Genomic DNA, 23,925 nt, shown 5'->3' with positions numbered 1-23,925 from the left:
TCCTACCACAAACCTTCGTTAAATCGACGCGCGATATAGTTGGCACAGTATATGAGAATGAATGCGACCAGCGATTCAAATAATCCCATGGCCGTCGTCAGGCTGAACTGTGCTCCCTGAAGGCCTGCGCGATAAATATACGTACTGATTACATCGGCTATCTCGTTCACATTGGAGTTCTGAAGCATATACACCTGGTCGAATCCTACTTCCATTACGCGCCCCATCGACAGAATAAGCAGCAAAATAATGGTGGAGCGGATGCCCGGAAGGGTGACGTGCCAGATCTGCCGCAGCTTGCTCGCCCCATCCATCTGTGCAGCTTCATACTGGCTTGGGTCGATGGTCGTCAGTGCCGCCAGAAAAATAATGGCGTTAAAGCCCATGTCCTTCCAGATGCCTGACCCGACAAACACAGCAATCCAAGAGCCTTTGTTGTACATAAACGGATACGGTTCTCCCGTCCAGGCTTCCACCCATCGGTTCACAATTCCGTTCTCCAGTGAAAATACGGTCATAATCATCATCGCAATGATGACCCATGAGAAGAAGTGGGGCATATACACCACGGTCTGCACGGTCCGCTTAAAGGCCATGTTTCGAACTTCATTCAGCATAATCGCCAGAATAATTGGAATGGGAAAACCCACGATAATGCTAAGCAAACTGAGGAACAGGGTATTACGAATAATCTCTACCGTGCGCGGATCGCTAAACAGAGTATGAAAATGATCCAAGCCCACCCATGGACTGTTCCAGAGTCCGTCATAGAAGTTGTAATCCTTGAAGGCGATGACCAGCCCTCCGATCGGTGCATAACGAAAGGTAAGATAAAAAAGGATCACCGGCAGAAACATCAATATTAACGGAATATTGGTTTTGAAACGGCGAAGCCGCTGCTGCCGAATTCTCTGCCTTACTTCATTGTCAGGCGGTTCCAGCCCTGGCGGCCTGACGGCCAGTTCTCCCTTCATGTTCACCACTCCTCTCTGCTGCTGATGTCTATAGTTGTATTTTAGATAATAATGTAAGCGTAAACATTTGATATTCAACGATCCTTTTTTAAATTTCTACGCAAAATAACCCCACATCGTGGGGCTGTGATGATAGCGAGCATGGTGTTAGGACCATCTTGATCGTGGTTGGCTTAGACACAAGATGACTGATTCCATCAACTTCTATCCGTTGCTCTCAAGGCTCGGCTGCTTGCGAAATTCACGGGGCGACAGCCCGGTGATCTGTTTGAACACGGTTGTAAAATAACTGGAGTTATCGAACCCAGTCTGTTCGGCAATATCCGCCATGCTCTGCCGGGTGCTGCACAGCAGCAGCTTCGCTTTCTCCACTCTACGCTTGCTGACGTATTGGCTGAAACCATGACCGATTTCTTTTTTGAACAGGTAACTGAGATAGTTGGGGGTCACATGAACATATGCGGCTGCGGCCTGTAGTGTGCAGTTGGTGGAATAGTTCATCTCGATATACTGAAGGACCCGTGGGACCACATGATCCTGCTGTTCCTGCATAAGTCGCGCCAACATACCAAGCCATTCTTTACTTTTGCAGCGTGCCCAAGCCATCACTTCCTGAACCGTATGAATCCAGAGCAACGGATCAGGGCCGAACTTGTCAGCCCCCGCAGACTCCTGTATACGCAACTGCTGTACAAGCAGATCGGTCATCACCTTCATGAGCATCTGAATCTCGGCTTTGCATTCGGGTAAAGGCATCCGTGAGGCTTTGCTGAACAACTCCTCAATCCGCGCTTCCATCTGTGGGACTTGATGATTCAACAATAGCGAGGCCAGTTCCTCTCGCAACCTCTCCAAACGATCTGCCTGACTGTACTGTTCCCTGATCCGGTTATCGGATTGTCGCTGGCGGTATCGCTCATGCGCTTTGCGCAGAACACGACAGGCATCATCGATAGAGAAAGGCTTCAGCAGAAACTCCATGGCGCCATAACGGATGGCGCGCTGTGCATACTCGAACTCCCGGTAGCCGGTCAAAATAATGATCATAATGTCCTGACCGCTATCATGGATCTGTTCCGCCAGATCCAAGCCGTCCATCACCGGCATGTTGATATCCGTTATGATCAGATCCGGTGTACAGGTGCCCACGGCCTGTAGCGCTTCTTCGCCGTCGGCCGCTTCTCCAACCACTTCCCAACCGAGCGGATTGTTGCGAACCAGATGTATCAACCCTTGCCGAAACATCGCTTCATCATCGACTACGAGCATTCGTCCATTCAATGGATGTATTCTCCTCTCAGCATTTAATCTGATCATGTACAGCAACCTGTTCCACCTGATAGGGCAAACGAAGCCGTACCAACGTGCCCAGCCCAGCAGTAGATTCGATCTGAACACCATAAGGCTCACCATGAATCAGCTCGATTCGTCTGAGCACACTTCGCATGCCAATGTGTTGGCGTTCCTCATCGGCGTGTGCCATGGGTGCAAAAATACGATCCATCATGGACGGGTCCATCCCGCATCCGTTATCTGTTATCTCCAGGATGAGCATGTCCGGTTCTGCATCATCTCCCCCGTTACAAAATCCACGAATCTCCAGACAGCGATTGTCTCTTTTGTTCGCAAAGGCATGTACAAACACATTCTCCACGATGGGTTGCAGAAGCAGCCGAATAACCCGGCAACGAAGCAATTCAGAAGGAACGGAAACTTCAATTGACAATGCTTCCTGATACCGGGCCTGCTGAATCTGCAAGTAATGGTCAATCTGGGTCATCTCATCCTGCAGCGTAGTCAACCGCTGAACCGGTTCCAGTGTATATTGCAGCATCTCGGACAAGGCCGTGACCAGACGCGCCGACTTCTCATCTCCAAGCATATAGAATTTCCAGAAAAACATGCTTAACGTATTATACAGAAAATGTGGATTCAGCTGTGCCTGAATAGCCTTGAGTTCGGCTTGTTTTTCACTTAATTCACGCTCATACACTTCATGAATCAACGTATCGATCCGTGATGCCATCGCATTGAATCGTTCTCCAATGAAGCCGAGCTCATCCTGTGTCTGAATCGGAACGCGTGTATCAAATTGTCCGTCACGCACTCTTTTCATCGCGTTCACCAGACTGGCCAAGGGACGCAGCAGCCTGCGACTGATGATGGTAATAATAATCCAGGAACACAGAACGCTGGCTGCCGCGGAAAACACAGCCACTTTGACGATAATCTTGCCCTTGTGCTGAATCTGGGATAAGGATACTTTGCTGATCAATGTAAATCTGGTCTTGTCCGACGTTTGTTTCGTATACAAATGGGTAGTCCCCTGCTCGTCCCGAATCTCGGTTGCCCCCATGCTCAACTGCGTAAGCGGTGGTGGATTTGCATCTTGGTTATGGAACGCATACACCAGTTTTCCATCAGAATCCAACAAATACGCGGCAATATCTTCATTAAGACGCAGGTCCTTGAGATAGGATTCAAACAGGGAAGTATTAAAGAGGATTAACATGACTCCATAGGTCTCCAGATCAACCGATCGCATTAAACGCCCTGCGAGAATCCAGTTCGATTTTTCCTCCTGAAGGAAAGCATCTGCTTCCAGACGGTTCCATACATATTCCCCGCCCGTCCCTTCCAGCTTATGGACCATCTGAGCCAAATATGAAGGGTCCATCTGTTGAAACGAACTGGCAAATGTGCCGAGATTAAATATATTTCCTTTTAGATCATAAATCCGAATCCCCATAATCTCGGGCGCATCCAGACGTACCTGGTACAACTGGTCATCCAGTTCATCCTCCAGCTTCATCTGATCATAGGAAGAAATGCCCGCAGCCTGTGTCCTGATTGCATTTTTCACGGAGGGGTTCAGCGTAATGTAGTCCGTCACTTTATACATGTCGTGGACTCTGGAGTCGAGTCTTGCAAGTACCTGTTCTGCGGTAAGACTATACTGGCGACTAACTTCCTCATTAAAAAGCGAGATATGTATGCGATAAGTGATCAACCCCGTGATGCCTGATATCAAAACGGTCGCCGCCGACAAAAACAAAATCAGTTTCGTTCTGAATTTAAAGCGTTTACATAAATGAAACCACCTCATTGCCCTACGCACCTCACCCTTGTCCCACACCAGGTTTTTCTAAAAAAAGATATCATACCCCCATCCAAAAAAACAGAAAAACCCTGACCCCACGTTCATGGTAGTCAGAGTTCCTATCTATTTCCCGTACGTCTCTTCCATACGCTCTTCTTCATTGGTGGATAGCAAAATGTTCAGGAGTCCCATTGCGTTATTTGCGTCTGTTCGAGCCGTCTTATACATCTCTGCAAATGCCGCCTCGTCTTGAGAAGGGTCTATTGCAGCCAGCTTGCCCCATGAATCCCGTGCTTTGTCGTAGAGTTGACTTAATGTGATGTCATATGGATGCTGCGCTACCGGTGCCATGGATTCAAATTTGGCTGTTACCTCAAAGAAGTCCATGGAATCCTGAAATGATTTACTGCTGTAATCCTTATTATTCATTGCATCTTCGGTGATGAGCAGACCTTCACGAGAGATAAACAACGTTTTGACCATGGCACGCTCCAGATTGGTTGCTTCTTCCCATGGTACATAGGAGACGTCTGGCGCCTGAACAGTTGTGAAAAAAGGATAGGCATCATCGATCAAACGCTGTGAATCAGAGTGAATCGGAATGCCTGTGTTCATACCCACTACCGCATCACTGTAATTGGCAATGTTAATATTTTTGGATCCTTCTTCACTTACCCTGCGAACTGGATGGTCATTAAGCGGGACACGAATATAGCCAAGCTTGTCGGCATACTTCTGCTTCAATTCCTCCAGTGTAGAATCCAAACCAATCTTGCCCTCTTCTGATGCAGAGTCATTTGCATTCGCAGTCGTTGTGTCGGTGGAATCCTTGTCACCGCTATCTGCTGCCGTTGTTCCGGTCTTGGACGTGTCCAAAGTATTGCTCGCTGTACCCGCTTCCTGAGCAGGTTGATTCGTTGTTGCGTCCTTTGCCCCTCCGCCACATGCAGTCAGTATTGCAGCCAAGCTGAAAATGGCCGTAAACATCTTGATTCTATGATTCCATATCATTGTATAATCTTCCCCTTATCTTACGTTACCTGAATTGCATTAACCTCTACTTTAATGCATGTACAGCCTATTTATTCCATAAGTACCCTTTCAGATTACAGGGGTACTTCAACATATAATCTGGTCTTTATTTTATCATAAGTTAAATACTGGGTGTATACGACAATATGCCTGAATCCTTATGTAACCTCACCTATTCCCTAATCCCGGACAAAACACAAACTACACGGTCATCCATGAAAGGATAACCGTGTTGATATGTATCCAGTGCTCTTCATTTCATCCATACTTTAACATCAAGTGATGGACCGAAATAAAGAGCACAAATTATTCAATTCCAATTCATCGCGCTTGATTGATGCAACAGGTTCAGGTTTCGCTTATTTGATACCTTTGGCCTTCTCCATATGATCAGCCCGAATCTGGGGATCAGTGGAATTGACTGCGGACAACAAGTTGTAGATCGCCTGAACATCCTGTTCTTTATACAACGTTTCGGGAACCTCGGTCTCAAGTCGTTCCGTTTTGCGCAGAATGGTCTCCACCAATTCATGATCATAGATAATCAGTTCATCTGAATTGACATAGCGCACAGCGGGATCAACGCTGATCCGGCAGCGATTGGTGAAGGTCACCATCGAGACGAGACGTACTCTTTTATAATCACCAAGGTGTGCCCGAATGGCCTCTACATGTCCACGGTGCTGCATCAGTGGGTTATACATCTTGATACGGCTGCTGCTGACGGTCCAGTTAGCCTCTCTTCGGCCGCCGCGGATCTCACCCGTCGTCAGGTTTCGGGTCTCAATGACAAAGATACCCCGGGGACCAATGACGACATGATCAATGGATGAATAACCCGATCGGGACTTGGTATTGGCAACGAGCAAGTCATTTAGAACTTTGTATTCACCAGGAAGACCATGCAGCTGCTGGGCAGTACTCGGCTCCTCCGGCTGACGGGTCCACTCCTCTTGCGATTTGGATTTGCGCCGACTGCGAACCAGGCGTGTAGGCGCAGGTCCGGATGTCGGCATAGCTGGAGCGGAAGCTGTAATCTGGTTGGCAAGCTCTGGTTGTGTCTTGAACAGAGACAGGATCTTTTTAAACATGGGCAAGCTCCGTTCTATATAGTGTGAGTTACAGGTGACCATTAAGGGGTTGAGATACGTCCTTGCACATCCATTATGTATACTTCTATTACTTATGTCGGATAAAGAGGGGCAAAAATAAAGGGAAGAGGAGCAAAATCCCACACTTAACTAAAGTATATACGATTCTTTAACCAATACTGTGACTTTAGACGCATAGAAGAGGGGAGATTTTAAAAAAACAGCGCATTCCTTTCTTATTGAAGAAAAAGAACACGCTGCTGGTCTGGTTGGTTGTGGCCATTAAGCCTGTAAATAGGATGTGTAAAGCACCTGTGTACCCTTCTCATCCAGACCGTTCCTTGAGATTTCCTGATATAAGGATTCGGCCAGCGCCAGTCCTGGCGTCTTCATGCCCATGGCTTTGGCGGATTCGAGAGCGATACCCATGTCTTTGATAAAATGTTTTACATAGAATCCGGGCTCATAATCGCCTGCAATCATACGTGGACCGAGATTGCTAAGTGACCAGCTTCCGGCTGCACCGGTAGCGATGCTCTTCAGCACATTCTCCGCGTCCAGACCGGATGTCTTGGCATAGGCAAGTGCCTCGCATACACCCATCATGCCTGAAGCAATGGCGATCTGGTTGCACATTTTGGTATGCTGTCCTGCTCCCGCCTTGCCTTGCAGCACAATATTGGTGCCCATCTGCTCGAACAACGGACGAACCGCTTCAAAGGCCTCCATACTACCGCCGACCATAATGGACAACTTGCCATCCCGTGCTCCGATATCTCCACCGGATACAGGTGCATCCAATGCATGCAGTCCTTTGGCTTCAGCGGCTTCATAGATACGTGAAGCCAGCAGCGGACTGGATGTGGTCATATCAATCAGGTATGTTCCTGGTTTGGCGTTCGCAACGAGACCCTCTTCACCGAGATAAATCTCCTCGACATCCTTCGGATACCCCACCATCGTGATGATGACATCACACTCGGCTGCCAGTTTGCCTGGTGTGTCATGCCATACGGCACCTTCTTTCACCAATGCTTCCGCTTTGGCGGCCGTGCGCGTGTAGACATGCAGCGGGTAGCCTGCCTGCTGGATGTGACCTGCCATGCTTTTGCCCATCACGCCTGTACCGATAAAGCCAACTTTTGTCTCTTCAGGTGCCTTCGTCGTATTTGTCATCGTAGGTTTCCTCCTTATTTCTCTCTGTTTCTTTTGGGAGCTTGTCTTCTAAACGTGCTATATCTGTATGTTAATGCTTTCTGTCTCTTCCGTCTATCTTGTTTCGTCTTCTATTGTTCAAAAAGATAAAACAGGAATCGAAAATCCATTTCCTGTACAACCTAACGGAAACTTCCTCGTTCGGAAAGGAGGATTCCCATGAGTCGTGAAAAGGGTGAAATCACGATTTGGCTATCCTTTTCCATCATTTTATTGAGTGCCGGGCTCGTATGTCATGTTCTGTCCATTCCGGCAATTCTGGATCAGGCAGGCAGAGACGGCTGGTTATCTGTACTGGCTGCTGCACCTTTATTTATGTTATTTCTCTGTATGATGTTCATTATCATCAAGCGGGTACAGGGACAGCGGATAACAGATTGGATTACCCGCGAATTCGGCATGGTGCCTTCATGGATTTTTCGAATTACTGCATCGCTGCTGTTACTCAGTCTGGGAACACATACGTTATATGAAACAACCAATTGGACGGTGTCTACCTATCTGCAATTCACCCCACCCTATGTGCTTGCAGGAGGCGGTGCATTAGTTGCTGCCTGGGCTGCTGCCAAAGGCATACGTTCCATTGCCATGACTTCAAGCATTCTGCTTCCCTTCGTGATAATGCTTGGATACTTCGTGATGTCAGCGAACATGAAATACAAGGACTACGGACAACTTTTCCCGATGATGGAGTATGGTACCGGTCCTGTCCTGAAAGGTATGATCTATTCGCTTGCCGGACTGATGGAGATATGGATACTGATGCTGTTTCAACACGATGTCAAAAGCAAAATTCGCTGGTGGCATCTCCTTCTGCTGGGACTATTCATGCTCAGTATGGCCGTCGGGCCTACCCTTGGAGCCATTGTTGAGTTTGGTCCGGAAGAAGCCGCCAAACAACGAAATAGCCCCTACGAGCAATGGAAACTGGTAAACATCGGAAAGTTGCTTCAGCACGTGGATTTCCTTTCCATATATCAATGGCTGAGCGGTTCTTTTGCCAGAGTGGCTATCTCCATTTATCTTATCGTGGATCTGCTCGATTTTCGCAGACCCAAAAAGAGGTATATTGCCATATTAACGGTCACCTTTATCATGTGCTTCGTAGCTGCTCAGTGGTGGAGGATAGATTACGTTGATTATTATGTAAGCCATATTCAGTTTCCCGTGATGCTGGTTTATGTATCCATAATCACCATCCTGTTGACCCTGGCTGCACTCATTCACAAAAAAGACAAGGAGGCTCCGACCCATGCCGATCAAAACAGCACCAAAGAAGAACCCTCATCTGGCTGAGCCATTCCGAATCAATGAGCATAATCTGACGACGTTTTTTGCAGGTTCAGACGATGTCATTATCAGCAGTCATATGATCGGGGATTCTTCCCTACAGATTGTTGTTGTATATTGCAGTGGCATGGTAGATAGCAAATCCATATATGATATTATTCTTCCCGATTTGACGCGAACCTACGAGAGTACTCACTTTGTTCGGACATCCGATATCGAAAAGTCCGTCACACTTCAATGGACCCGTATGGATCTGGAAAATGAGGCACTGGGGACGGAACTCATGGCACTGCGGGTATTTGAGGGACATATGCTCATCTGCGTCCCTTCTCTTCAGACGATGTGGAGCATGGATATATCCAACATTCCGACCCGGACACCGGAAGAGTCCACCACTGAAGTATCCATCCGTGGAGCCCGAGACGGATTTATCGAACGCTTGTCCGTCAATATCGCCTTGATTCGTACACGTCTGCGTACAGCCGAATTAGCCTGTAATATTGAATTAATCGGCTCTCGCTCCATGACCAAAGTAGCCCTGATGTATATCAAAAATATAGCCAATCCCGAGTTAATCAATGATGTCAAGGATCGACTGCGCAAAATCGACATCGAGCGAATCATGACAGCTAATGAATTGGAAGAATTGCTGTCCCCTTCGAAAATTACACTGTTTCCGGTAACCCATTACACCGGCAGACCCGATTTTGCCTCGGAATGTCTTCTGAACGGTCGGTTCATCCTCATCGTGGATGGCAATCCAAGCGTCATCATTGGTCCCGTTAATCTGTTTCTGCTTCTCAAATCCCCCGAGGATGCCAGCTTCCCATTCCTTCCGGTGAATATGGGCCGCATGCTGCGCTTTATCGGGCTATTGGTGACCGTATTCCTGCCCGGCTTCTATATTGCACTGACTTCATTTCATATGGATCAGCTGCCTTTTCCGCTGGTAGCCACGATCTCGGTTGGACGAATGGGCCTGCCCATGGAGTCCAGTGTAGAGATGTTTCTCATTATGCTTTTGATGGAGCTCTTCCGGGAAGCGGGGGTAAGGCTTCCGAGCGCCATCGGTCAGACACTGACCGTTGTTGGCGGATTGATTATCGGGGATTCAGCCATCCGTGCAGGGATGGTTTCCCCGCTCATGATTGTTGTCATTGCCGTTACCGTGGTGGCCGGGGCAACCATTGTGAATCAGGTCATGACCAGCTCAGTTCTGATTCTGCGCTTTTTCTGTTTTGTACTGGGGGCATCCCTCGGGATATACGGGTTCATTCTGTCCATTATTCTGTTCCTGATCTATCTGACCGACCTGAAATCGTTCGGTATTCCTTATCTGACACCGCTCACCCCGCTTAATTTCAAACAGGCTCTGGCCTCCTTGTTCAAACTGCCGAAGGGATGGATGAAACGCAGACCTGTCTATCTGGAAACACAGAAGCCGCGCAAAGAAGGCAATGATCGATGAAACGGCTCATGCACCTATGGTTGCTAGGGTTGTTAAGTCTCTCTCTATGTTTGGTGACCAGCGGGTGCTGGAGTGCCTATGAAATCCAACAGGTCGACTATGCCAAAGCGATCGGAATAGATTACAGGGATGGGATGTACCACATGTATGTTCAGACCATGGACTTTGCCAGTGTGGCCAAGAGTGACAGCCCAACCAAAACAGCGGAAAGCCCGCCCGTATGGGTTGGACATGCAGCGGGAAAAACATTGAATTTGGCAGTCAACGAGCTGTTCCGAAGTTCCCAGCTTCATATCGCCTGGGGGCATGTGACGGCCATTGTCATGGCCGAAAGCATCCTGACAAGCAATCACATCAAGGATGCATTTGATATGTTGGGTCGCTTCCCTGAGTCGCGATATACGACCTGGGTGTATGGCACTCGTGAACCGCTGGAAAATATTTTGAGTACCACCTCCTTATACAATATGTCGCCGCTGGACAGCATTCTGCACAACCCTCTTCCCTCATTTTTGGAAGAATCGCTCTACCCTCCAGTGCTCAGTTTCAAGCTCATTGCCACACATAACGATGCATCCACGACAACCTATCTGCCTTGCATCGCGTTGAACAAGAATCATTGGTCGCAGAACAAAAAGAATCATGAATTGTTTATCATTGACGGTGCTTTTTTTGAAAGAACCGGAAATGATTTCGAATATTTGCCCCACAGCAAGCTTTCTGGATACCCTTGGCTACTCAAAGACATGCGACGAGCGCCATTAATTATTGAAAATGAGGGAACGATCTATGGCGTGCTCAGCGTGGGTTTGCCAAAAATCAAGATTGACCCTGTTGTTCGTGGGAATGAAGTTCATTTCAATATCGATGCCAAGTACTTGACCGCCTTGTATGAATATCTCAGCCCAATTTCCTATGATGAGATGGTCCAATTCAGCGAGAAAACGATACGGGATCAAATCCTGAAAACATATCGCGCAGGTCTGCAAAAAGGGGTCGATATCTATGGACTTCAGGAGAAACTTTATCGCAAAAATCCAAGTCTTTGGCGTAAGCTGTCCAACAACGGCTCGAAGATGATCCTTACGGAAGATTCCATTCAGAAGCTGAACATTTATATTACGATTCCATACACGGGTAAATTCCGTAGGAAAGTGTAGCTATAACAAATCCCCTGTCGTAACGGACAAGGGGATTTGTTGGTTGATGTTCCGATTATTTTGCACAGCGGGTTGAGAAGGGTCGAAAACAAAATACAATGGCAATGGTTAACGTGATCCATGGATGGGGCTGTCCCGTCCAACTCCTATCTAAAAATATTAGCAGTGGATACAACAGTGTCGTACTCCATCGCCAAATGTTGTGAGTGTAGAGTTTCATTGGCTTCCCCTTTTACAAGCATCTCTTTACTTTTATAAACGATACCCATGCCAAAAGGTTGGACCTTCTGATCCATTGGTTTGTATGCATAATTACCAATTTACGGCTCATACTACCATAAGGAAATTATTGAAGGAGTGACAACATGAGGTTAAAAAGCATTATCGCCGTTGGAACGGTGTTAACTTGCTCGACTCTGTTATGGGGCTGTGGCAATACCAATATGAATCAGGCTTCGGAGCAGACGGATACTGTGCAATCCGAGAGTTGGAACGATCCCAAACGCCTGGAGGCTTCTCACCTGGAGGCACTGGAGCGGATGGAGAAGGATCACATCCATCGCATGGTTTCGCTGAATGCGAGCATGGATGGAGACAAAGTGATGACCACCCTTGAACGGTCAAGCCAGAAGCTGGAGGAAATGAGACCGCTCGCTGAAATGCTGCAACATGAAGGTCATCCAACTCTGTTACAGCGAATTCAGGACATGTCGGGAGATATTCAGGGCTCGAAACAAGTGGTTGCTGAGATGAAAGACTTACCACAGGACGGGAAAATCAAGATCCAATCTGAAAACTCCGACTCCCTGCACCACATTAGCAGTTTTCGCGATTACCACCAGTACATGCAAGAGAAGATTCAGACGTTGAATAAAGCGAAGTCAGCTACACATTAATCTGTATCGGCTACTCAGATGAAGCTGCTCCAATGTATAAATAAACCAAAATAGTTAGATGGGAAGACTCACTCCTATCTAACTATCTTCTTGTGAAGAGGTATTATTGTATCCGGCTGCGATTCCTGCGGTCTTCTCTGTCCGCTTCCTCCATTTTACGAATATATCGCTTCAGTTCTTCTTTGTGGGCTTCAAGTTCTGTCAGCTTTGCAGAAGCCCCATCCATAAAGGACTGCATCTTATATGTCAGTTCATTTGCGGATGTACCGAACCAGTCTTGCTGCAATCGGCCATGAATGGAGCGCATTTTCTGTTCCTGCTGCATAAGCCGTTGCTGCAACTGCTCACATTGCAGAACAGCCCTTCTTAAATCAGACAAGGATATGGATATTCTGCCCATTTCTCATTTCCTCCTGTTAGTCCTTCTATGTAGAAAAGCATTAGTGTTGGTCTGCGATTATAAAATCCTCTCTTTTACGTTCGATATACTCCGCAATTTCGCTGATGGATTCCTGATACCAACGATTAATTGCTTGCAGTGTTGCTGTTGCGTTATAGGCAATGGGCGTAAAGGACTGACTGTCGCTGGTAGATATATGTGTCTGAAACATCTGAATCGAAGCCTGGGCATCGCTCGAGAAGCCACTTAAACTTAGCCTCATCTCCCTAGCAGCCTGCGCTAACTCTTCCGGTGTTAATTGAATCTTACCCCCGCCCAATCCACCAACATTTCCTGTAGCCGCTGCGATCAACGGAGGAACAATGCCTGACATCAAATTTGAGAACGTGGCTAATGCTTTCTGATGGGCCGTCCATCTTGGAGAAATATTAATGGTTTCCCCTGTGCTCCGGTCTATTAGCGGACCTTTCAGATTTCCATGCTCATCAAACTCATATTGATCCATGGAATGATATCCCTTGCCTTCGTCCTTCGAGAATGAATCAAAAAATCTCATAATATCACCCACATGAAGCTTGTCCAGATCCACACCTATTCTTACATCATGAACTAACATGGGCGAGCCTGCGCCCAGAGGCTGAAAAGGAACCTTTAACTGAAACTGAAATTTCCAGTTCTGGTACATTGCATTCGCGGTGTCAAAGTCCTGACCCTTATACACGGTATTTCCTACGTGCCTGTCATATTCACTTATTCCCCCAGCCCCTACAGAATCATTGGGATGAACCACGTTAACCATTTTGTTATCAAAATGACCCTCATTCACTTTGGCTAAGCTTACATCATCCAGAAGATTCGTTACGCTTGGAGCACTATATGTCATGCCAGACACATCCTGACGTGCAGCTACATATTGAGCCAAACCGCCACCAAGGGAATGCCCAGTCAATGAAATGTCTGAATCAGGATACGCCACTTTCACCGCCTCATACAATTCCTCAGCTTGGTGAAACTGATTATTTTCCCAATCCATGTTATCCTTCATCAGCTTGAAGGGACTATTTTTAAATATATTATGGCGTTCTGGATCCGTGATTGCATCCTCAAGTCTTCTGGTTCTGCCACCTACCACATCGAAGGCATCTGTCTCAATATCAGCTGCTTTTCCAATAATACCTTCAGGTTCAGTACCTCTATAGCCGATGATAACTTGATTTGTTTTGGGATTCTCAAGCACTACAGCATCAAATCCTGAATACGCACTGTGCAGACTTGCATCCTTTGGTTCAACCGTTCTCCATTCCTTGTACTCATCCTTGTCCAAAATGTCACTACGGCCTGCAGGAACATCCGTATATGCAAGCTCAGATATTTTTAAATATAATTCGTCAGTCATGTATTTATCCATCCTATTCACCCTTTCTTCTAGTTAACGGAAGTTGTATAATGCACATTATCAAACGACAACATTAGGAATATGAGGTGATTAATTGAAAAAATCAGGATTACTTTTTATATTAATGATCTGCGCTATATCATTCACTTTAGGAGGATGTATGTCCAACGAGAAAAAAGAGATTATCCAAAAAGCCCAAGTAGCAAGCCAAACCTATTTTAAAGAAAAATATGGAATTGATGTTGAATTTACAGACCATAAGTTTATTCCCGCTGATTTATCCCATACCGTTTCTTTAACTGGTTATGTGAAAGGAAACAAAGATCAGGAGATATTCACTATGGTCGACTATGATACCTATGAAGTCAAGACGGGTTCAGTGCCTGATGAAATCAAACCTCTTAAATAAATGAACTCTTTCAAACTCATAGGAACATATACGATTTTTTATCAGAGGGCCTTTAATAATAAGGCTCTTTAATTATGTAATAGGGACTAAATATCATCAAATTTCATCCTCTTTTTCCCAAAGAAGCAGCATCATTATAGTGCATCTTCGGTGTAACGTGTATATAACAACTGAAAAATAAGCAAAAAGTCTTTATCTCTTTTGGGCAGTAGAAGCCGACTCTTTCAAATACCTAGGCAGTTGTTACCAGAAACAATCTCACACTTTTGCGTGTATACGTGAGGCAGTAACTGTACACATGATTCATACATTTGCCACTGCCCCCTGACATGAAAATGCAATTCATTTAACGAAGGTACTTACCCTCTTCTTCTCAGGCTCATTCCACCCATAAGGATATCCATATAAATATGCTGAATAACACAACTGGCATAAGCGCCCCAGTAGCTAACATGATCCAAAGTGATGCTGGCCTTAGATTCTGGAAGTATTGATCAAACCTGCGGAGTCGCCGTGTTCGCCATTGGGCAAACTTGACTTGTCTGATCATATGATTCAACATTTTTTGCCGCTGTTCCCCTTCTTCTACATCCTCCAGCACACGTTGCAACTCGCCATATAAGCGCGCCTCTTCCTGCTCAGCCACTATAGGTTTTGTCATCCCTTATCCCCTCCTGACCTAATTAACAAGGTAACACTATCCAAAGTTTGGAGTTTTATCGAAAACCTGCCGTCACCATAAATGTAGAAGCTCCACATGTTCATTTAATCCCATATCTGCTTAATCGTCATGTCCTGTACATGATAATCTTCCGTATCATTCTATTCCTGAGGAAGCAGATCATACAAGAACGAACTCCCGAAGAACCCAAAAAAAGAAGGGATCGAATCCCTTCTTTATCAATCTTTAATTCAACCTCTCACCAATAGATCAGATTCAAAAACCTCTACCATCTTTTGCTATTGTAATCGCCCATATTGGTATCATTGATATTCCCCAGTCTAGCGAGAGTATCCTTGTAGATTCGAATAATGGATTGTACCTTGCCAAAATCAGCATCTTCTGGTCCAATACCTTCCATAAACATTCTCTGAATAATTTGCTGGAAAAATTCCACTCTTGCATGGATCTGCTGCTGCTCCAGTTGAAGAATCTCTTCAAAACTATGATTTTCTATGTAACTCATCAGGCCATCATCATCCTGATATGACCGATCGGCAATTCGACGGTTTAATTCGAACTCTTCCGGTTCGTCGTCTGGTTGAAGATTTACGGTAGTTCGTAAATGGGAAAGCATAATCTTTTCTTTTGCAAGCATGACATGAAAATCCTTATTCTTCAGCAATTCCGCTACAATTAGGCTGCACATCTCCCGATTTTCGATAAGAATGCCGTCAAAAGGATGCAATGTCCAATTGCCATTGGACCAAAACAGATTAAAATTAAAAAACTGATTACCGTATTTGTACTGAATGTTAATCTTAGTCTCATCAATAATCTCGAATGAAAATTCCAGCATGTTGAGTAAGCTCCTTCACACATTTCCAAAGTTTACCTTCATTCTATCAAACGCTCAATAAAAAATACAGAAGATTAACGGTCATTCAACTCCGCAATCGACTCTGCTTTCTCACTGCTGGCAACAACGATTAAAACGCAAGCAATGCCGGCAATAACTATAGTTAGCATAAATCCAACTCCTTTCCTATGAAAAATGCATCCTTCTTTACTTACCAGATTGTATGCAGGAGAGTTCAATGTATGCCTATTATTGCCGGGTGAAGACCCTTATAAACCAAATCCGTTATTCAAGTGTGGATCTCTATAAATCTATTTATGAAAACAAAAAGAGACGCCGCAGCGTCTCTTTTTAACGAAAACGAGTTTTAATCCAAATAAGAGCTTAACGAATTGGCATCAGGCTGGCCTTTCCCTTGAATGGCTGCAGCCTTCGGAGCCTCCAGTCCCAATCTCTCACTCATACCTGCGTTCAATGCAGTCATCTTGGTTGTATAGTCATTACAACTCTCAATAATACGGCGATTGGACTGCTCAGACAGATCAAGAGCAGACATTAAGTCTCCGATCGCCTGATTAACGGACTCAATAGACATGGATGGTTTGGATAATAGGTCATTGGTCTTCTCCGTTGTGGTACGCAGCAATCTCGCATTCTCTTTAAACTGATCTTCAATCGTTTTGTTCGTAGCTTCTACAGCCGAAATAACCTTCTCCTGATCATTTAAAGCCATAGCAATCATCGCGGATACCGTAATCAAATTAGCCGTCTTGTCTATAGCGTTATTCACGGAGTCAATGAGTTTGTCATTGTTGTCATTAATGATATCTGTCGCCGCAATCGCCTGATTATACAGCATGATCATCTCAGTCATAGATTGTGTACGTGTAACAACTTTGCGCAATCCACGCTCCAGATGTGCTTTACGGTTCTCATTTTCCGGCTTGGCAATCTCTGCCTCAAACAATCCTTTAAGCTGATTACCGAAAGCAATCTTGGTCTGCAGGTTGTATATCTCCTGGATCGAGGAACGTTTCAGCTGACGCATGTTTACGATACTCTCTTCCAAATTGTCCTTCCCGTCACGTAACCCGTTGATGATGCTGTCTATGTTGGTTCGAACAGACTGATATCGGTATACATAGTTCTTCAGGGGACTTTTGCGAAGTAAACGTCCTACAAAACTGACGTTCTTGCTCTGTTGCAGACTTTCGCACTCATCACGCAATTTCAATATCATGTTAGACACTTCAGCCCGATTCCCGGACATGAGGTCATTCACAGGACGATCCAGCATTTTCAGCGTTTGGCCGGCTTTTTCCTGTGTTCTTACACCCAACTTGCCGATGTCATCCATTAATGTATCCAGATGAAATACATCACTCTGCGAAACTTTTTGAATCAGTTGGGTCGCTTCCTGGTTAATTCGCTGCTCGTCTTCCTGCTTTAATGGAACATAATCAGTTGCCATGCCAATCCCTCCTATAATTCGGAGCTATTATACCTTTGATGAATAAGCTCTGCCTTGTTCTGAAGCTCCAATAAATCTTTATGTTCTATGGTAGATACAATCTCGGAAATTTTTGAATCCACATCTTTCAATCCGTTTAACAACATCCGTCGGTTTGTACGCTTGGCTTCTCCACTCAGACGAAGGAATGGATTGATGAAACCATTTAGATCCTTCAAAACCAATCTGCGCATCGTGTGGTTTATGTCCCCGTTGTTTAATTCTTTCAGTGCAGGGATAACACGCTGCAATCTTGCAAATAAGGCTAACGACTTCTCAACTATCTCATTGTCCAATTCATTCTTCTGTCCTTCGGAGATGACCATATCTTCCAATACTTCGAGATATTCAATAACAGGTCCAAATACAAGGTCCTGTTCAGACTGATCATGCTGGCGTCCCGTTCTGGTTCCTCCTGATTGTGCTGTTATCTGAGATCTATCATCTGTGGGTGTCACGATAGATCGGTCATTGGTGGCTCTCTCCAATTCTCCACCATTTCCTTGACCCTTAACAGACCTCTGGGCTGCCCCTGATGTTTCAACTTGCCGTTGTTGAGGCTTTGTTGAGGGGATCAAACCACCTACCATAGTAGCCAGAGCTGGAATTGCCCATGAGACAAATTCGGGAACAAAGGGACTACTGGCGGCCGCGATACCATATCCAATCAACGCGCCCAGTCCAATTTTTGTTTTGCGTAACATCCTGTATCCTCCTGCCTGTAACAACACATGGTATACAATGAACAAATGAAGACTACACTTGATCACTTCGTTTCTGTGTAACTCTCAAGATCATCTATATAATCGTATTGTAAAAAAACCAGTCAGAAGGTGTCAATGTTTGGAAACTAAACTTTAATGTTCTTAACCTTCTGCGCATCCATAATCAGTGGCTGTTCTACATGACTCCCCAATATACCATACTGTGGATATAAGGGACCTACTTCATAACCTAGAGCCAGCTTCACAGCCAGATAAGGGAAGTTGATTCCCGATAGACAGGATACGTGTAATCCTCCAGACATTCGTGGATTAATCTCCAGAAGTTTCGGAGTCTCCTTGCGATATTTCATCTGGATGTTGAAGTTATAAGGAATGCGATAAGCAGCAGCAACATCACTGGCAACTTTCAATAGTTCAGTATGCTCTTCAAGCCTTCTTAAACGCCCACCTGCTTTGCAGCGTGGGACAGCCGCCAGTAAATTCCCCTCACTGTCAGCTAGACAATCAATACTGTACTCATACCCCTCGAGTCGTTCCATGACCATAATATTGGGGAAGGATTCCACAGAAGAAAATGCACGGAATGCATCTTCAAAAGAGATGCGGTTCTGGGTATGCCCAAACAACTCCTCTAGCGGATTGCGACTGTTATCGATAACCCTGAATCCCATCCCACCTTCACCGTTACATGGTTTGAAACACACCTCATGACCAGAGCCAGAGAGTGCCTCATAAGCCTGTTTGAACTGTGAAGCGTTGCTAACGGTGAAATAATCCGGGATATTCATAATTCCCAATTCACGCACAGATTCATAGAAACGATCCTTCTCCATCAGTCGCGCCAGTAATTCTGTATCTGTGCAAACCAAGACTTTGGTTCCAATCTCTTCGAAGAGGTGAACATGCTTGCTAATATCCAGCATATGGAGACGTGGAATAAACACATTAATCTGGTGTCTACGGCAAAAATCCAGACAGAAATCAACGTACTCTCTTCCCGTAACCTTCGGCTCTAGCTCTGCGTGGTCACATCCCTGAAGCGCCATGTTGTTCGGATCGGAATGTGTGCCGTAGATCTCGAATGCTAAACCATCTTCGTTGTTTCGAATCAGATTCATATAGTGATATGCCACCGAAAACCAACGATTAAAATAAATACGGGTCTTGTTCATGAGACAGCATCTCCTATCGCAACGTGGTGTATAGAACGAACATATTCCAATATCTCGTCGGCGGCAAATATACCGGATTGTTTGGTAAATTGGTAAGGGATCAAGTCAGAATTCCGCTGCTTCTCTCGGTAAAGTTCACCATGGCGCGGAGCAATAGCATAATCTGCGAAGTCAAGTAGACAACGGTCCAGTAGAGAATCCCCTGAAGCAATAACAGGACCATTTCCGATCCGCTGCCGAACATGTTCTACCGCAGCTCTCTTATTTACTCCAGAAGGAACAAGGTATAGCTTGCGCCCTTGAATGGAGGCCTCCCATCCTAGTGCTTCCAAAGCCTGAATCTTCTCTTTGACTTGCTCTATCGGCATACGGTCACGGTGAATCACAAAGGCAAAGAACAAGTCATCACATAGTCGCTCCCCTGCAACCCAGTCGCTGTTCAGCACATCGCCAAACATCTGCCTCACCTCAACAGCCTCCACCGAATGCTGCTGAAGTTGAGAGCGGACATACTTGTTCCAGGACAGGTCCACTTCACCGTCAATCAGAATATTCCCCCCATTGCTCGTTATCGCATAAGCCGGAATGACGTCCTGCTGAAAAATCCGAATGCGTTGGTACTGCTCTACGGTCCGTGTAGTTACAGGGATAAAAAAGATATCTTTGGGGAGAGTCTTGAGCTGATGTAACGCATCACCTGACATAAAGGCTGATAACTCACCCCGAATCCATTCGGCTGGAACCAATCCCGAAGAATCGTCGGAAACGCCCATGGAGCGGCGAGAATAAATCAGGGTCTGATCCAGATCGCTTGCATAGATCATTCGCCGTCCCCCCTTACCGATTGAATAATACCGCAACAGGAGTAGCTCAATCCAGGAAACACTTCAACGGGGACTCCGCGGTCTTCTGCCAGCAGCATAATATGTTTCAGATTGGGATTGTTCGGGCGGTCAATCAGGATCTTCCAAGGTACACGACGCAAAAGTACGCGTGTAGTCTCTCCAATCCCCGGCTTGATCAGATTTACATCTTGAATACCGAATGCCTGTTGAATGGCTTGGATATCCTCCATTCCCTGCCAAGTCACTTCTGAGGGATGAGACAGTGCTTCATCGGCTTGAAGGGATGCCTCTTGTTCAACCTTAGTGAAGTAATCGACCACCTTGTCCACAAAAACAACCGACAGATCGGAAGAAGCCCATTCCTTATACCACTTGGCTCCATGGAAGTCATCCGGTCCAATGAGGTCCTCCCGTAGTACGGTACGACTCATCAGACCGGACACTGTCGAGTTCAGACAAGCACTCGGAATTAAATAATCCTCTCGAGTGCCATAGGTTTCAGAACATTGGCCTGGGTCAGCAAGCACGGCCAGATCATCATTTAGTCGAATACCGTAACGCGCCTCCATCTTCGCGCAGGCTTCAACCAGTACTTTACGAATGGCCCCCTTACCCGTCCATCCATCAATGAATTGAATAGGTGCATTCAATCCATGCTGTTGCCAAATATATAGAATGGCGTTCTCATCAATTCCTTTTCCGCGAATAATGGAAATACTGTAATGAGGCATATCCACGTTATATTTCATTGAAATATAACGTTTGACCAAAATGCCAATTGGCGTTCCTGCACGAGCGAGCGAGACCAGAACGGTGTCCAATCCCCTCTTGCGCACGATCATCTCTGCTACCACGGCAGCAGCCATAGCCACTTTCTCCGCCGATTGTGCTAAAGTATCGTGAAATAACTCCATATATTCATCCGTAGGGTGATACTCCACGGGTAGCATTTCCGAATAATGCACACCCGACTGAATGGCATGTTCACGCTCTCCGGTCTCTTTTTCCAAATGAATGTTGCTTAAGTCCTTTAATAAAAACACAACATCGGACGAGTCATAACTGCCCAGCGGCTCAGGGGATTTAATCTTGCGCTTCATCATACTTTCAATCGTAGATAAATTCATAGCTTGTCTTCTCAGCCCTCCTGTGGAACACCGCAGTACACCACGTATATTTGCTTACATCCGAGTCGTGACAATACATCCATCATAGGCTGCATGTGAACTTCGGACATATGTCTTTCCATCAGTACAAAAATCTCATCATATTGCCCCGGGGATACATTATAGATGTAATTCTGGACAGCCGGATCTTCTGGCGAAGCATATCCTTCACCAGCAATAACAGCGTATCCCGGGTAATTCACAGGATAGATGGGACTTCGAGTCGTGGACTGGTACAGCACCCCGTCACCCATTTCAGCTGCAACCCGCATCGGAATATGCATAAACTCGCCTGTGCCCATAACAAGGGTGCGCTGGCCCTTCCTTTTTTCTCGCAAAAGAGCTGCGATCCTTGAAATACCTGAACTAAGAACGGGATTATGGGCTGAATGAATTCCGAACCGTCCTGTATATCGAAGATAGGGAATTGACGAGCGATTCCCCTCCGAATCAGCAGAGACAGCAGCCCATTGCTCCATTTCACCTGCTACAGACAAAACACTTATCGACGATGAGGGTTCATACACCAGTTTCTCTCTGGAAGCATCGATCAATGGTTCACCCATGACCTGAATTTTCCCTTTTAACAAGCATAATGGTGTAATTGTTATTCCAAGTTCATTTTCCAGCGCAGAGAATCTTTGCTCATCCGCATCTGTGCGCCAATCCAGCAAAGAAGCGATATAATATTTCTTGCGCGGATAAGTGCGCTGGATATCCCTAATAATGTTCAATGTTGTATTGCCCGTTGTCATCTCATCATCCACAAGGACAAGAGGTCCACCCTCTGCGAGTGATTCGGAGTCCAATGCGTAACAGCGATGAGACATCGCATGAGAATGCTCCTCTTCGAATTGAATATGAGGCTCTATTTCAGGCAGATACTCCCTTGTAGAATGAATGTACGTTGCATGATCAGAGAATAATTCGTACATGCTGTGACCGAGAGCAGTGGCTGTCTCGGCGAAACCGACGAATTTCACCTCTTCAGGCAAAGTCATTCCGACATCCATTAAATACTCATAAGCCTCTCGAGCTTGATCCGGGTCTGTCAATCCGTGAACCATCCGTTGTTTCCATTCTGAAATGCGCTTGTCCTCTCCGTGACTTAGATCTTCATACAGAAGAACGGCTAGGGCAGCCCCGCTTAATAGCGAGGTATAGGGATTGACGGCAATATGCTTGCCAAGTAACTTACTGACAAAGAGAAATGATCTCTTTTTATTCAAGCGAGCCGCCATGGAGAATAGATTCTCCAGTGGGATTTCCAAAGGATTGTGGGTAGCCTCAATCGTGACATTGAACTGATCAAGAATAGGAAACGTAAGTTGGTTCGTGTTTGGGCAAGAGCCCGACAAAATGTTGCTGTTCATGTAACACCCCATATATTTGTGATCGGATTAAAATTCGTTTAGCCCAACTCAAGTGCGGCTTGATCTCGTTCATTTTGTTGGTATACACGCTTTTGAAAACCCCTAAACTTCCGTCATTGCGAGCTACAATGCTTTGTGCATCCATGAACTCTTCATGGGTAACAACATACATTGCCTGAACGGGCTTGATATGTGTCGGATGAATGATTGTTTTTCCTATAATACCGTTCTCCTTATCCATCATGACTTCACGCATCATTCCGTCCATGGAGTTCGAAATATATTTCATTCTGAGATTCCGGCCTGTCTTGCCCAGTGATTCCTCAAATGGTGTCTGTCTTAATTGCGGCTTAAACACTCGTTCACGCTGGCTAAAATATTCCCAGACTGGACCCGATATCACATAACCATTGTCTACGCGTCCATATAAATTGATAATGTCAGATATGCAATCACGAATGGTTGCAATATCATATATGGTGAGTTCCGGACTTCTTCTCAGTCCAAAGAGGCTTGAGAAATCCGTCGCTCCAATTCGAATGTTCAGTACATACTGTGCATACTCATCCACGATCTGCTTCAACTGGAGCAATGTATCCCAGCGCGTCTCACGGTAGATCACTTCCGCTGTCTCCAAAATTGGCATGGCGTATAGGATTGCATGTGCGCTACTTTTCTGCTGATTATATTCGTGAACAAGCTGCAAATAAGCACGTCCATTTTCACAGTTGAACTTCGGCAGGACAATACCTGTCAGCAGGGATATCCGTTCACCCAGTATTTCAAAAAGACGTTCCAACTGTTCTGGAGATCTTACCCGTACAAAAAGCAAAGGCATTCTGCTGGAAAGCAGCATTCCCGTCTCCATGTACTCTGCAACTAGTGTAAGATGCTGGGCCAAACATTGTTCCGCAAACTCAACTTGCTCATCTCCTACAGCATCTTCCAGATCAATAATGATGGTCGTGAGTCCTTCATGCTTACCGTTCATAATATCGTCCGCAATATGCGGACGGGTAGCCGGCATGTACAAAGCAGCCCCAACAGCGTATGCCAGTATTTCTTTGGAGGTTCGATGACTAAACGATACGGGCGAAGAAAAAAATAACGTTTCTTCCTCCTCTGAGTTCAAAAAATTAAAATATTTCAGGTTATTCTCCTCCTTACACATCTGACTTGAAGC

22 protein-coding genes are annotated in these 23,925 nt (G+C 45.7%); 5 read left to right on the top strand and 17 right to left on the bottom strand.

Going from position 1 to position 23,925, the window contains the following annotated elements:
- Positions 1-2 precede the first annotated feature (2 nt).
- The 6 genes from JNUCC31_RS20115 to JNUCC31_RS20090 form a co-directional block, all read right to left on the bottom strand.
- Positions 3-974: an ABC transporter permease gene (locus JNUCC31_RS20115; RefSeq protein WP_192263880.1), complete on the bottom strand. Its 972-nt coding sequence runs from the start codon at positions 972-974 to the stop codon at positions 3-5.
- A gap of 204 nt (positions 975-1,178) precedes the next feature.
- Complete coding sequence (locus JNUCC31_RS20110) at positions 1,179-2,255, bottom strand: response regulator transcription factor (protein WP_192263878.1); 1,077 nt, start codon at positions 2,253-2,255, stop codon at positions 1,179-1,181.
- A gap of 16 nt (positions 2,256-2,271) precedes the next feature.
- Positions 2,272-4,080, bottom strand: a complete 1,809-nt coding sequence (locus JNUCC31_RS20105; RefSeq protein ID WP_192263875.1) for a sensor histidine kinase — start codon at positions 4,078-4,080, stop codon at positions 2,272-2,274.
- Between the two features lie 117 nt (positions 4,081-4,197).
- Entirely contained in the window at positions 4,198-5,085 is an 888-nt protein-coding gene (locus JNUCC31_RS20100; protein WP_192263872.1) for a hypothetical protein, read from the bottom strand.
- Positions 5,086-5,465: 380 nt separating this feature from the next.
- The gene (locus JNUCC31_RS20095; RefSeq protein WP_192263869.1) at positions 5,466-6,197 is read right to left on the bottom strand and encodes a nuclease-related domain-containing protein; all 732 of its coding nucleotides are present in this window, start codon (positions 6,195-6,197) and stop codon (positions 5,466-5,468) included.
- Between the two features lie 282 nt (positions 6,198-6,479).
- Complete coding sequence (locus tag JNUCC31_RS20090; RefSeq protein ID WP_192263866.1) at positions 6,480-7,373, bottom strand: NAD(P)-dependent oxidoreductase; 894 nt, start codon at positions 7,371-7,373, stop codon at positions 6,480-6,482.
- A 198-nt stretch (positions 7,374-7,571) separates the two neighbouring features.
- Between JNUCC31_RS20090 and JNUCC31_RS20085 the strand changes: the two genes are divergently transcribed.
- The 4 genes from JNUCC31_RS20085 (at position 7,572) to JNUCC31_RS20070 (ending at position 12,226) form a co-directional block, all read left to right on the top strand.
- Positions 7,572-8,708, top strand: a complete 1,137-nt coding sequence (locus JNUCC31_RS20085; RefSeq protein ID WP_192263863.1) for an endospore germination permease — start codon at positions 7,572-7,574, stop codon at positions 8,706-8,708.
- The gene (locus JNUCC31_RS20080; RefSeq protein ID WP_192263860.1) at positions 8,665-10,170 is read left to right on the top strand and encodes a spore germination protein; all 1,506 of its coding nucleotides are present in this window, start codon (positions 8,665-8,667) and stop codon (positions 10,168-10,170) included. Before JNUCC31_RS20085 ends, JNUCC31_RS20080 begins: the two co-directional genes overlap by 44 nt.
- On the top strand, positions 10,167-11,330 hold the full coding sequence (locus JNUCC31_RS20075) for a Ger(x)C family spore germination protein (RefSeq protein WP_192263857.1): 1,164 nt from the start codon (positions 10,167-10,169) through the stop codon (positions 11,328-11,330). The genes JNUCC31_RS20080 and JNUCC31_RS20075 overlap by 4 nt, the downstream gene beginning before the upstream one ends.
- A gap of 365 nt (positions 11,331-11,695) precedes the next feature.
- Positions 11,696-12,226: a hypothetical protein gene (locus JNUCC31_RS20070; protein WP_192263853.1), complete on the top strand. Its 531-nt coding sequence runs from the start codon at positions 11,696-11,698 to the stop codon at positions 12,224-12,226.
- A 103-nt stretch (positions 12,227-12,329) separates the two neighbouring features.
- Here JNUCC31_RS20070 and JNUCC31_RS20065 read toward each other — a convergent pair whose 3' ends face one another.
- Positions 12,330-12,626 (bottom strand): WXG100 family type VII secretion target, encoded by a 297-nt coding sequence (locus tag JNUCC31_RS20065; RefSeq protein WP_192263850.1) that lies wholly within the window; start codon positions 12,624-12,626, stop codon positions 12,330-12,332.
- 40 nt (positions 12,627-12,666) lie between these two features.
- Positions 12,667-14,022 carry a lipase family protein gene (locus JNUCC31_RS20060; RefSeq protein ID WP_192263834.1) on the bottom strand — a complete coding sequence of 452 codons (1,356 nt, stop codon included), beginning with the start codon at positions 14,020-14,022 and terminating at the stop codon, positions 12,667-12,669.
- Between the two features lie 160 nt (positions 14,023-14,182).
- Between JNUCC31_RS20060 and JNUCC31_RS20055 the strand changes: the two genes are divergently transcribed.
- Positions 14,183-14,431, top strand: coding sequence for a hypothetical protein (locus JNUCC31_RS20055; protein ID WP_079349941.1), 249 nt, complete (start codon positions 14,183-14,185; stop codon positions 14,429-14,431).
- Positions 14,432-14,810: 379 nt separating this feature from the next.
- On the opposite strand, the gene JNUCC31_RS20050 is transcribed toward JNUCC31_RS20055, so the two are convergent.
- From JNUCC31_RS20050 to JNUCC31_RS20010, 9 genes are all read right to left on the bottom strand, one after another.
- The gene (locus tag JNUCC31_RS20050) at positions 14,811-15,092 is read right to left on the bottom strand and encodes a hypothetical protein (protein ID WP_192263831.1); all 282 of its coding nucleotides are present in this window, start codon (positions 15,090-15,092) and stop codon (positions 14,811-14,813) included.
- 286 nt (positions 15,093-15,378) lie between these two features.
- The gene (locus JNUCC31_RS20045; RefSeq protein ID WP_192263829.1) at positions 15,379-15,951 is read right to left on the bottom strand and encodes a hypothetical protein; all 573 of its coding nucleotides are present in this window, start codon (positions 15,949-15,951) and stop codon (positions 15,379-15,381) included.
- Between the two features lie 367 nt (positions 15,952-16,318).
- Entirely contained in the window at positions 16,319-17,422 is a 1,104-nt protein-coding gene (locus JNUCC31_RS20040) for a toxic anion resistance protein (protein WP_192263825.1), read from the bottom strand.
- 11 nt (positions 17,423-17,433) lie between these two features.
- Entirely contained in the window at positions 17,434-18,165 is a 732-nt protein-coding gene (locus JNUCC31_RS20035) for a hypothetical protein (RefSeq protein WP_192263822.1), read from the bottom strand.
- Positions 18,166-18,311: 146 nt separating this feature from the next.
- Positions 18,312-19,358: an ATP-grasp domain-containing protein gene (locus JNUCC31_RS20030; RefSeq protein ID WP_192263818.1), complete on the bottom strand. Its 1,047-nt coding sequence runs from the start codon at positions 19,356-19,358 to the stop codon at positions 18,312-18,314.
- Positions 19,355-20,182, bottom strand: coding sequence for an HAD family hydrolase (locus JNUCC31_RS20025; protein ID WP_192263816.1), 828 nt, complete (start codon positions 20,180-20,182; stop codon positions 19,355-19,357). Before JNUCC31_RS20025 ends, JNUCC31_RS20030 begins: the two co-directional genes overlap by 4 nt.
- Complete coding sequence (locus JNUCC31_RS20020; protein WP_192263813.1) at positions 20,179-21,330, bottom strand: cysteine protease StiP family protein; 1,152 nt, start codon at positions 21,328-21,330, stop codon at positions 20,179-20,181. Before JNUCC31_RS20020 ends, JNUCC31_RS20025 begins: the two co-directional genes overlap by 4 nt.
- Before the next feature lie 11 nt (positions 21,331-21,341).
- Positions 21,342-22,742 carry a phosphoribosyltransferase family protein gene (locus JNUCC31_RS20015; RefSeq protein ID WP_192263810.1) on the bottom strand — a complete coding sequence of 467 codons (1,401 nt, stop codon included), beginning with the start codon at positions 22,740-22,742 and terminating at the stop codon, positions 21,342-21,344.
- The gene (locus tag JNUCC31_RS20010) at positions 22,678-23,874 is read right to left on the bottom strand and encodes an HpcH/HpaI aldolase/citrate lyase family protein (protein WP_228469129.1); all 1,197 of its coding nucleotides are present in this window, start codon (positions 23,872-23,874) and stop codon (positions 22,678-22,680) included. Before JNUCC31_RS20010 ends, JNUCC31_RS20015 begins: the two co-directional genes overlap by 65 nt.
- Between the last annotated feature and the right edge of the window lie 51 nt (positions 23,875-23,925).

The sequence above is a fragment of the Paenibacillus sp. JNUCC-31 genome (assembly GCF_014844075.1).
Taxonomy (GTDB): domain Bacteria; phylum Bacillota; class Bacilli; order Paenibacillales; family Paenibacillaceae; genus Paenibacillus.
This window is presented reverse-complemented; position numbering and strand designations above follow the sequence as displayed.

Excerpts from the sequence above, each read along its gene's own strand:
- JNUCC31_RS20115 (WP_192263880.1), bottom strand. The coding sequence starts at position 974 with ATGAAGGGAGAACTGGCCGTCAGGCCGCCAGGGCTGGAACCGCCTGAC.
- JNUCC31_RS20105 (WP_192263875.1), bottom strand. The coding sequence starts at position 4,080 with ATGAGGTGGTTTCATTTATGTAAACGCTTTAAATTCAGAACGAAACTG.
- JNUCC31_RS20100 (WP_192263872.1), bottom strand. The coding sequence starts at position 5,085 with ATGATATGGAATCATAGAATCAAGATGTTTACGGCCATTTTCAGCTTG.
- JNUCC31_RS20095 (WP_192263869.1), bottom strand. The coding sequence starts at position 6,197 with ATGTTTAAAAAGATCCTGTCTCTGTTCAAGACACAACCAGAGCTTGCC.
- JNUCC31_RS20090 (WP_192263866.1), bottom strand. The coding sequence starts at position 7,373 with ATGACAAATACGACGAAGGCACCTGAAGAGACAAAAGTTGGCTTTATC.
- JNUCC31_RS20085 (WP_192263863.1), top strand. The coding sequence starts at position 7,572 with ATGAGTCGTGAAAAGGGTGAAATCACGATTTGGCTATCCTTTTCCATC.
- JNUCC31_RS20080 (WP_192263860.1), top strand. The coding sequence starts at position 8,665 with ATGCCGATCAAAACAGCACCAAAGAAGAACCCTCATCTGGCTGAGCCA.
- JNUCC31_RS20075 (WP_192263857.1), top strand. The coding sequence starts at position 10,167 with ATGAAACGGCTCATGCACCTATGGTTGCTAGGGTTGTTAAGTCTCTCT.
- JNUCC31_RS20070 (WP_192263853.1), top strand. The coding sequence starts at position 11,696 with ATGAGGTTAAAAAGCATTATCGCCGTTGGAACGGTGTTAACTTGCTCG.
- JNUCC31_RS20065 (WP_192263850.1), bottom strand. The coding sequence starts at position 12,626 with ATGGGCAGAATATCCATATCCTTGTCTGATTTAAGAAGGGCTGTTCTG.
- JNUCC31_RS20060 (WP_192263834.1), bottom strand. The coding sequence starts at position 14,022 with ATGACTGACGAATTATATTTAAAAATATCTGAGCTTGCATATACGGAT.
- JNUCC31_RS20055 (WP_079349941.1), top strand. The coding sequence starts at position 14,183 with ATGTCCAACGAGAAAAAAGAGATTATCCAAAAAGCCCAAGTAGCAAGC.
- JNUCC31_RS20050 (WP_192263831.1), bottom strand. The coding sequence starts at position 15,092 with ATGACAAAACCTATAGTGGCTGAGCAGGAAGAGGCGCGCTTATATGGC.
- JNUCC31_RS20045 (WP_192263829.1), bottom strand. The coding sequence starts at position 15,951 with ATGCTGGAATTTTCATTCGAGATTATTGATGAGACTAAGATTAACATT.
- JNUCC31_RS20040 (WP_192263825.1), bottom strand. The coding sequence starts at position 17,422 with ATGGCAACTGATTATGTTCCATTAAAGCAGGAAGACGAGCAGCGAATT.
- JNUCC31_RS20035 (WP_192263822.1), bottom strand. The coding sequence starts at position 18,165 with ATGTTACGCAAAACAAAAATTGGACTGGGCGCGTTGATTGGATATGGT.
- JNUCC31_RS20030 (WP_192263818.1), bottom strand. The coding sequence starts at position 19,358 with ATGAACAAGACCCGTATTTATTTTAATCGTTGGTTTTCGGTGGCATAT.
- JNUCC31_RS20025 (WP_192263816.1), bottom strand. The coding sequence starts at position 20,182 with ATGATCTATGCAAGCGATCTGGATCAGACCCTGATTTATTCTCGCCGC.
- JNUCC31_RS20020 (WP_192263813.1), bottom strand. The coding sequence starts at position 21,330 with ATGAATTTATCTACGATTGAAAGTATGATGAAGCGCAAGATTAAATCC.
- JNUCC31_RS20015 (WP_192263810.1), bottom strand. The coding sequence starts at position 22,742 with ATGAACAGCAACATTTTGTCGGGCTCTTGCCCAAACACGAACCAACTT.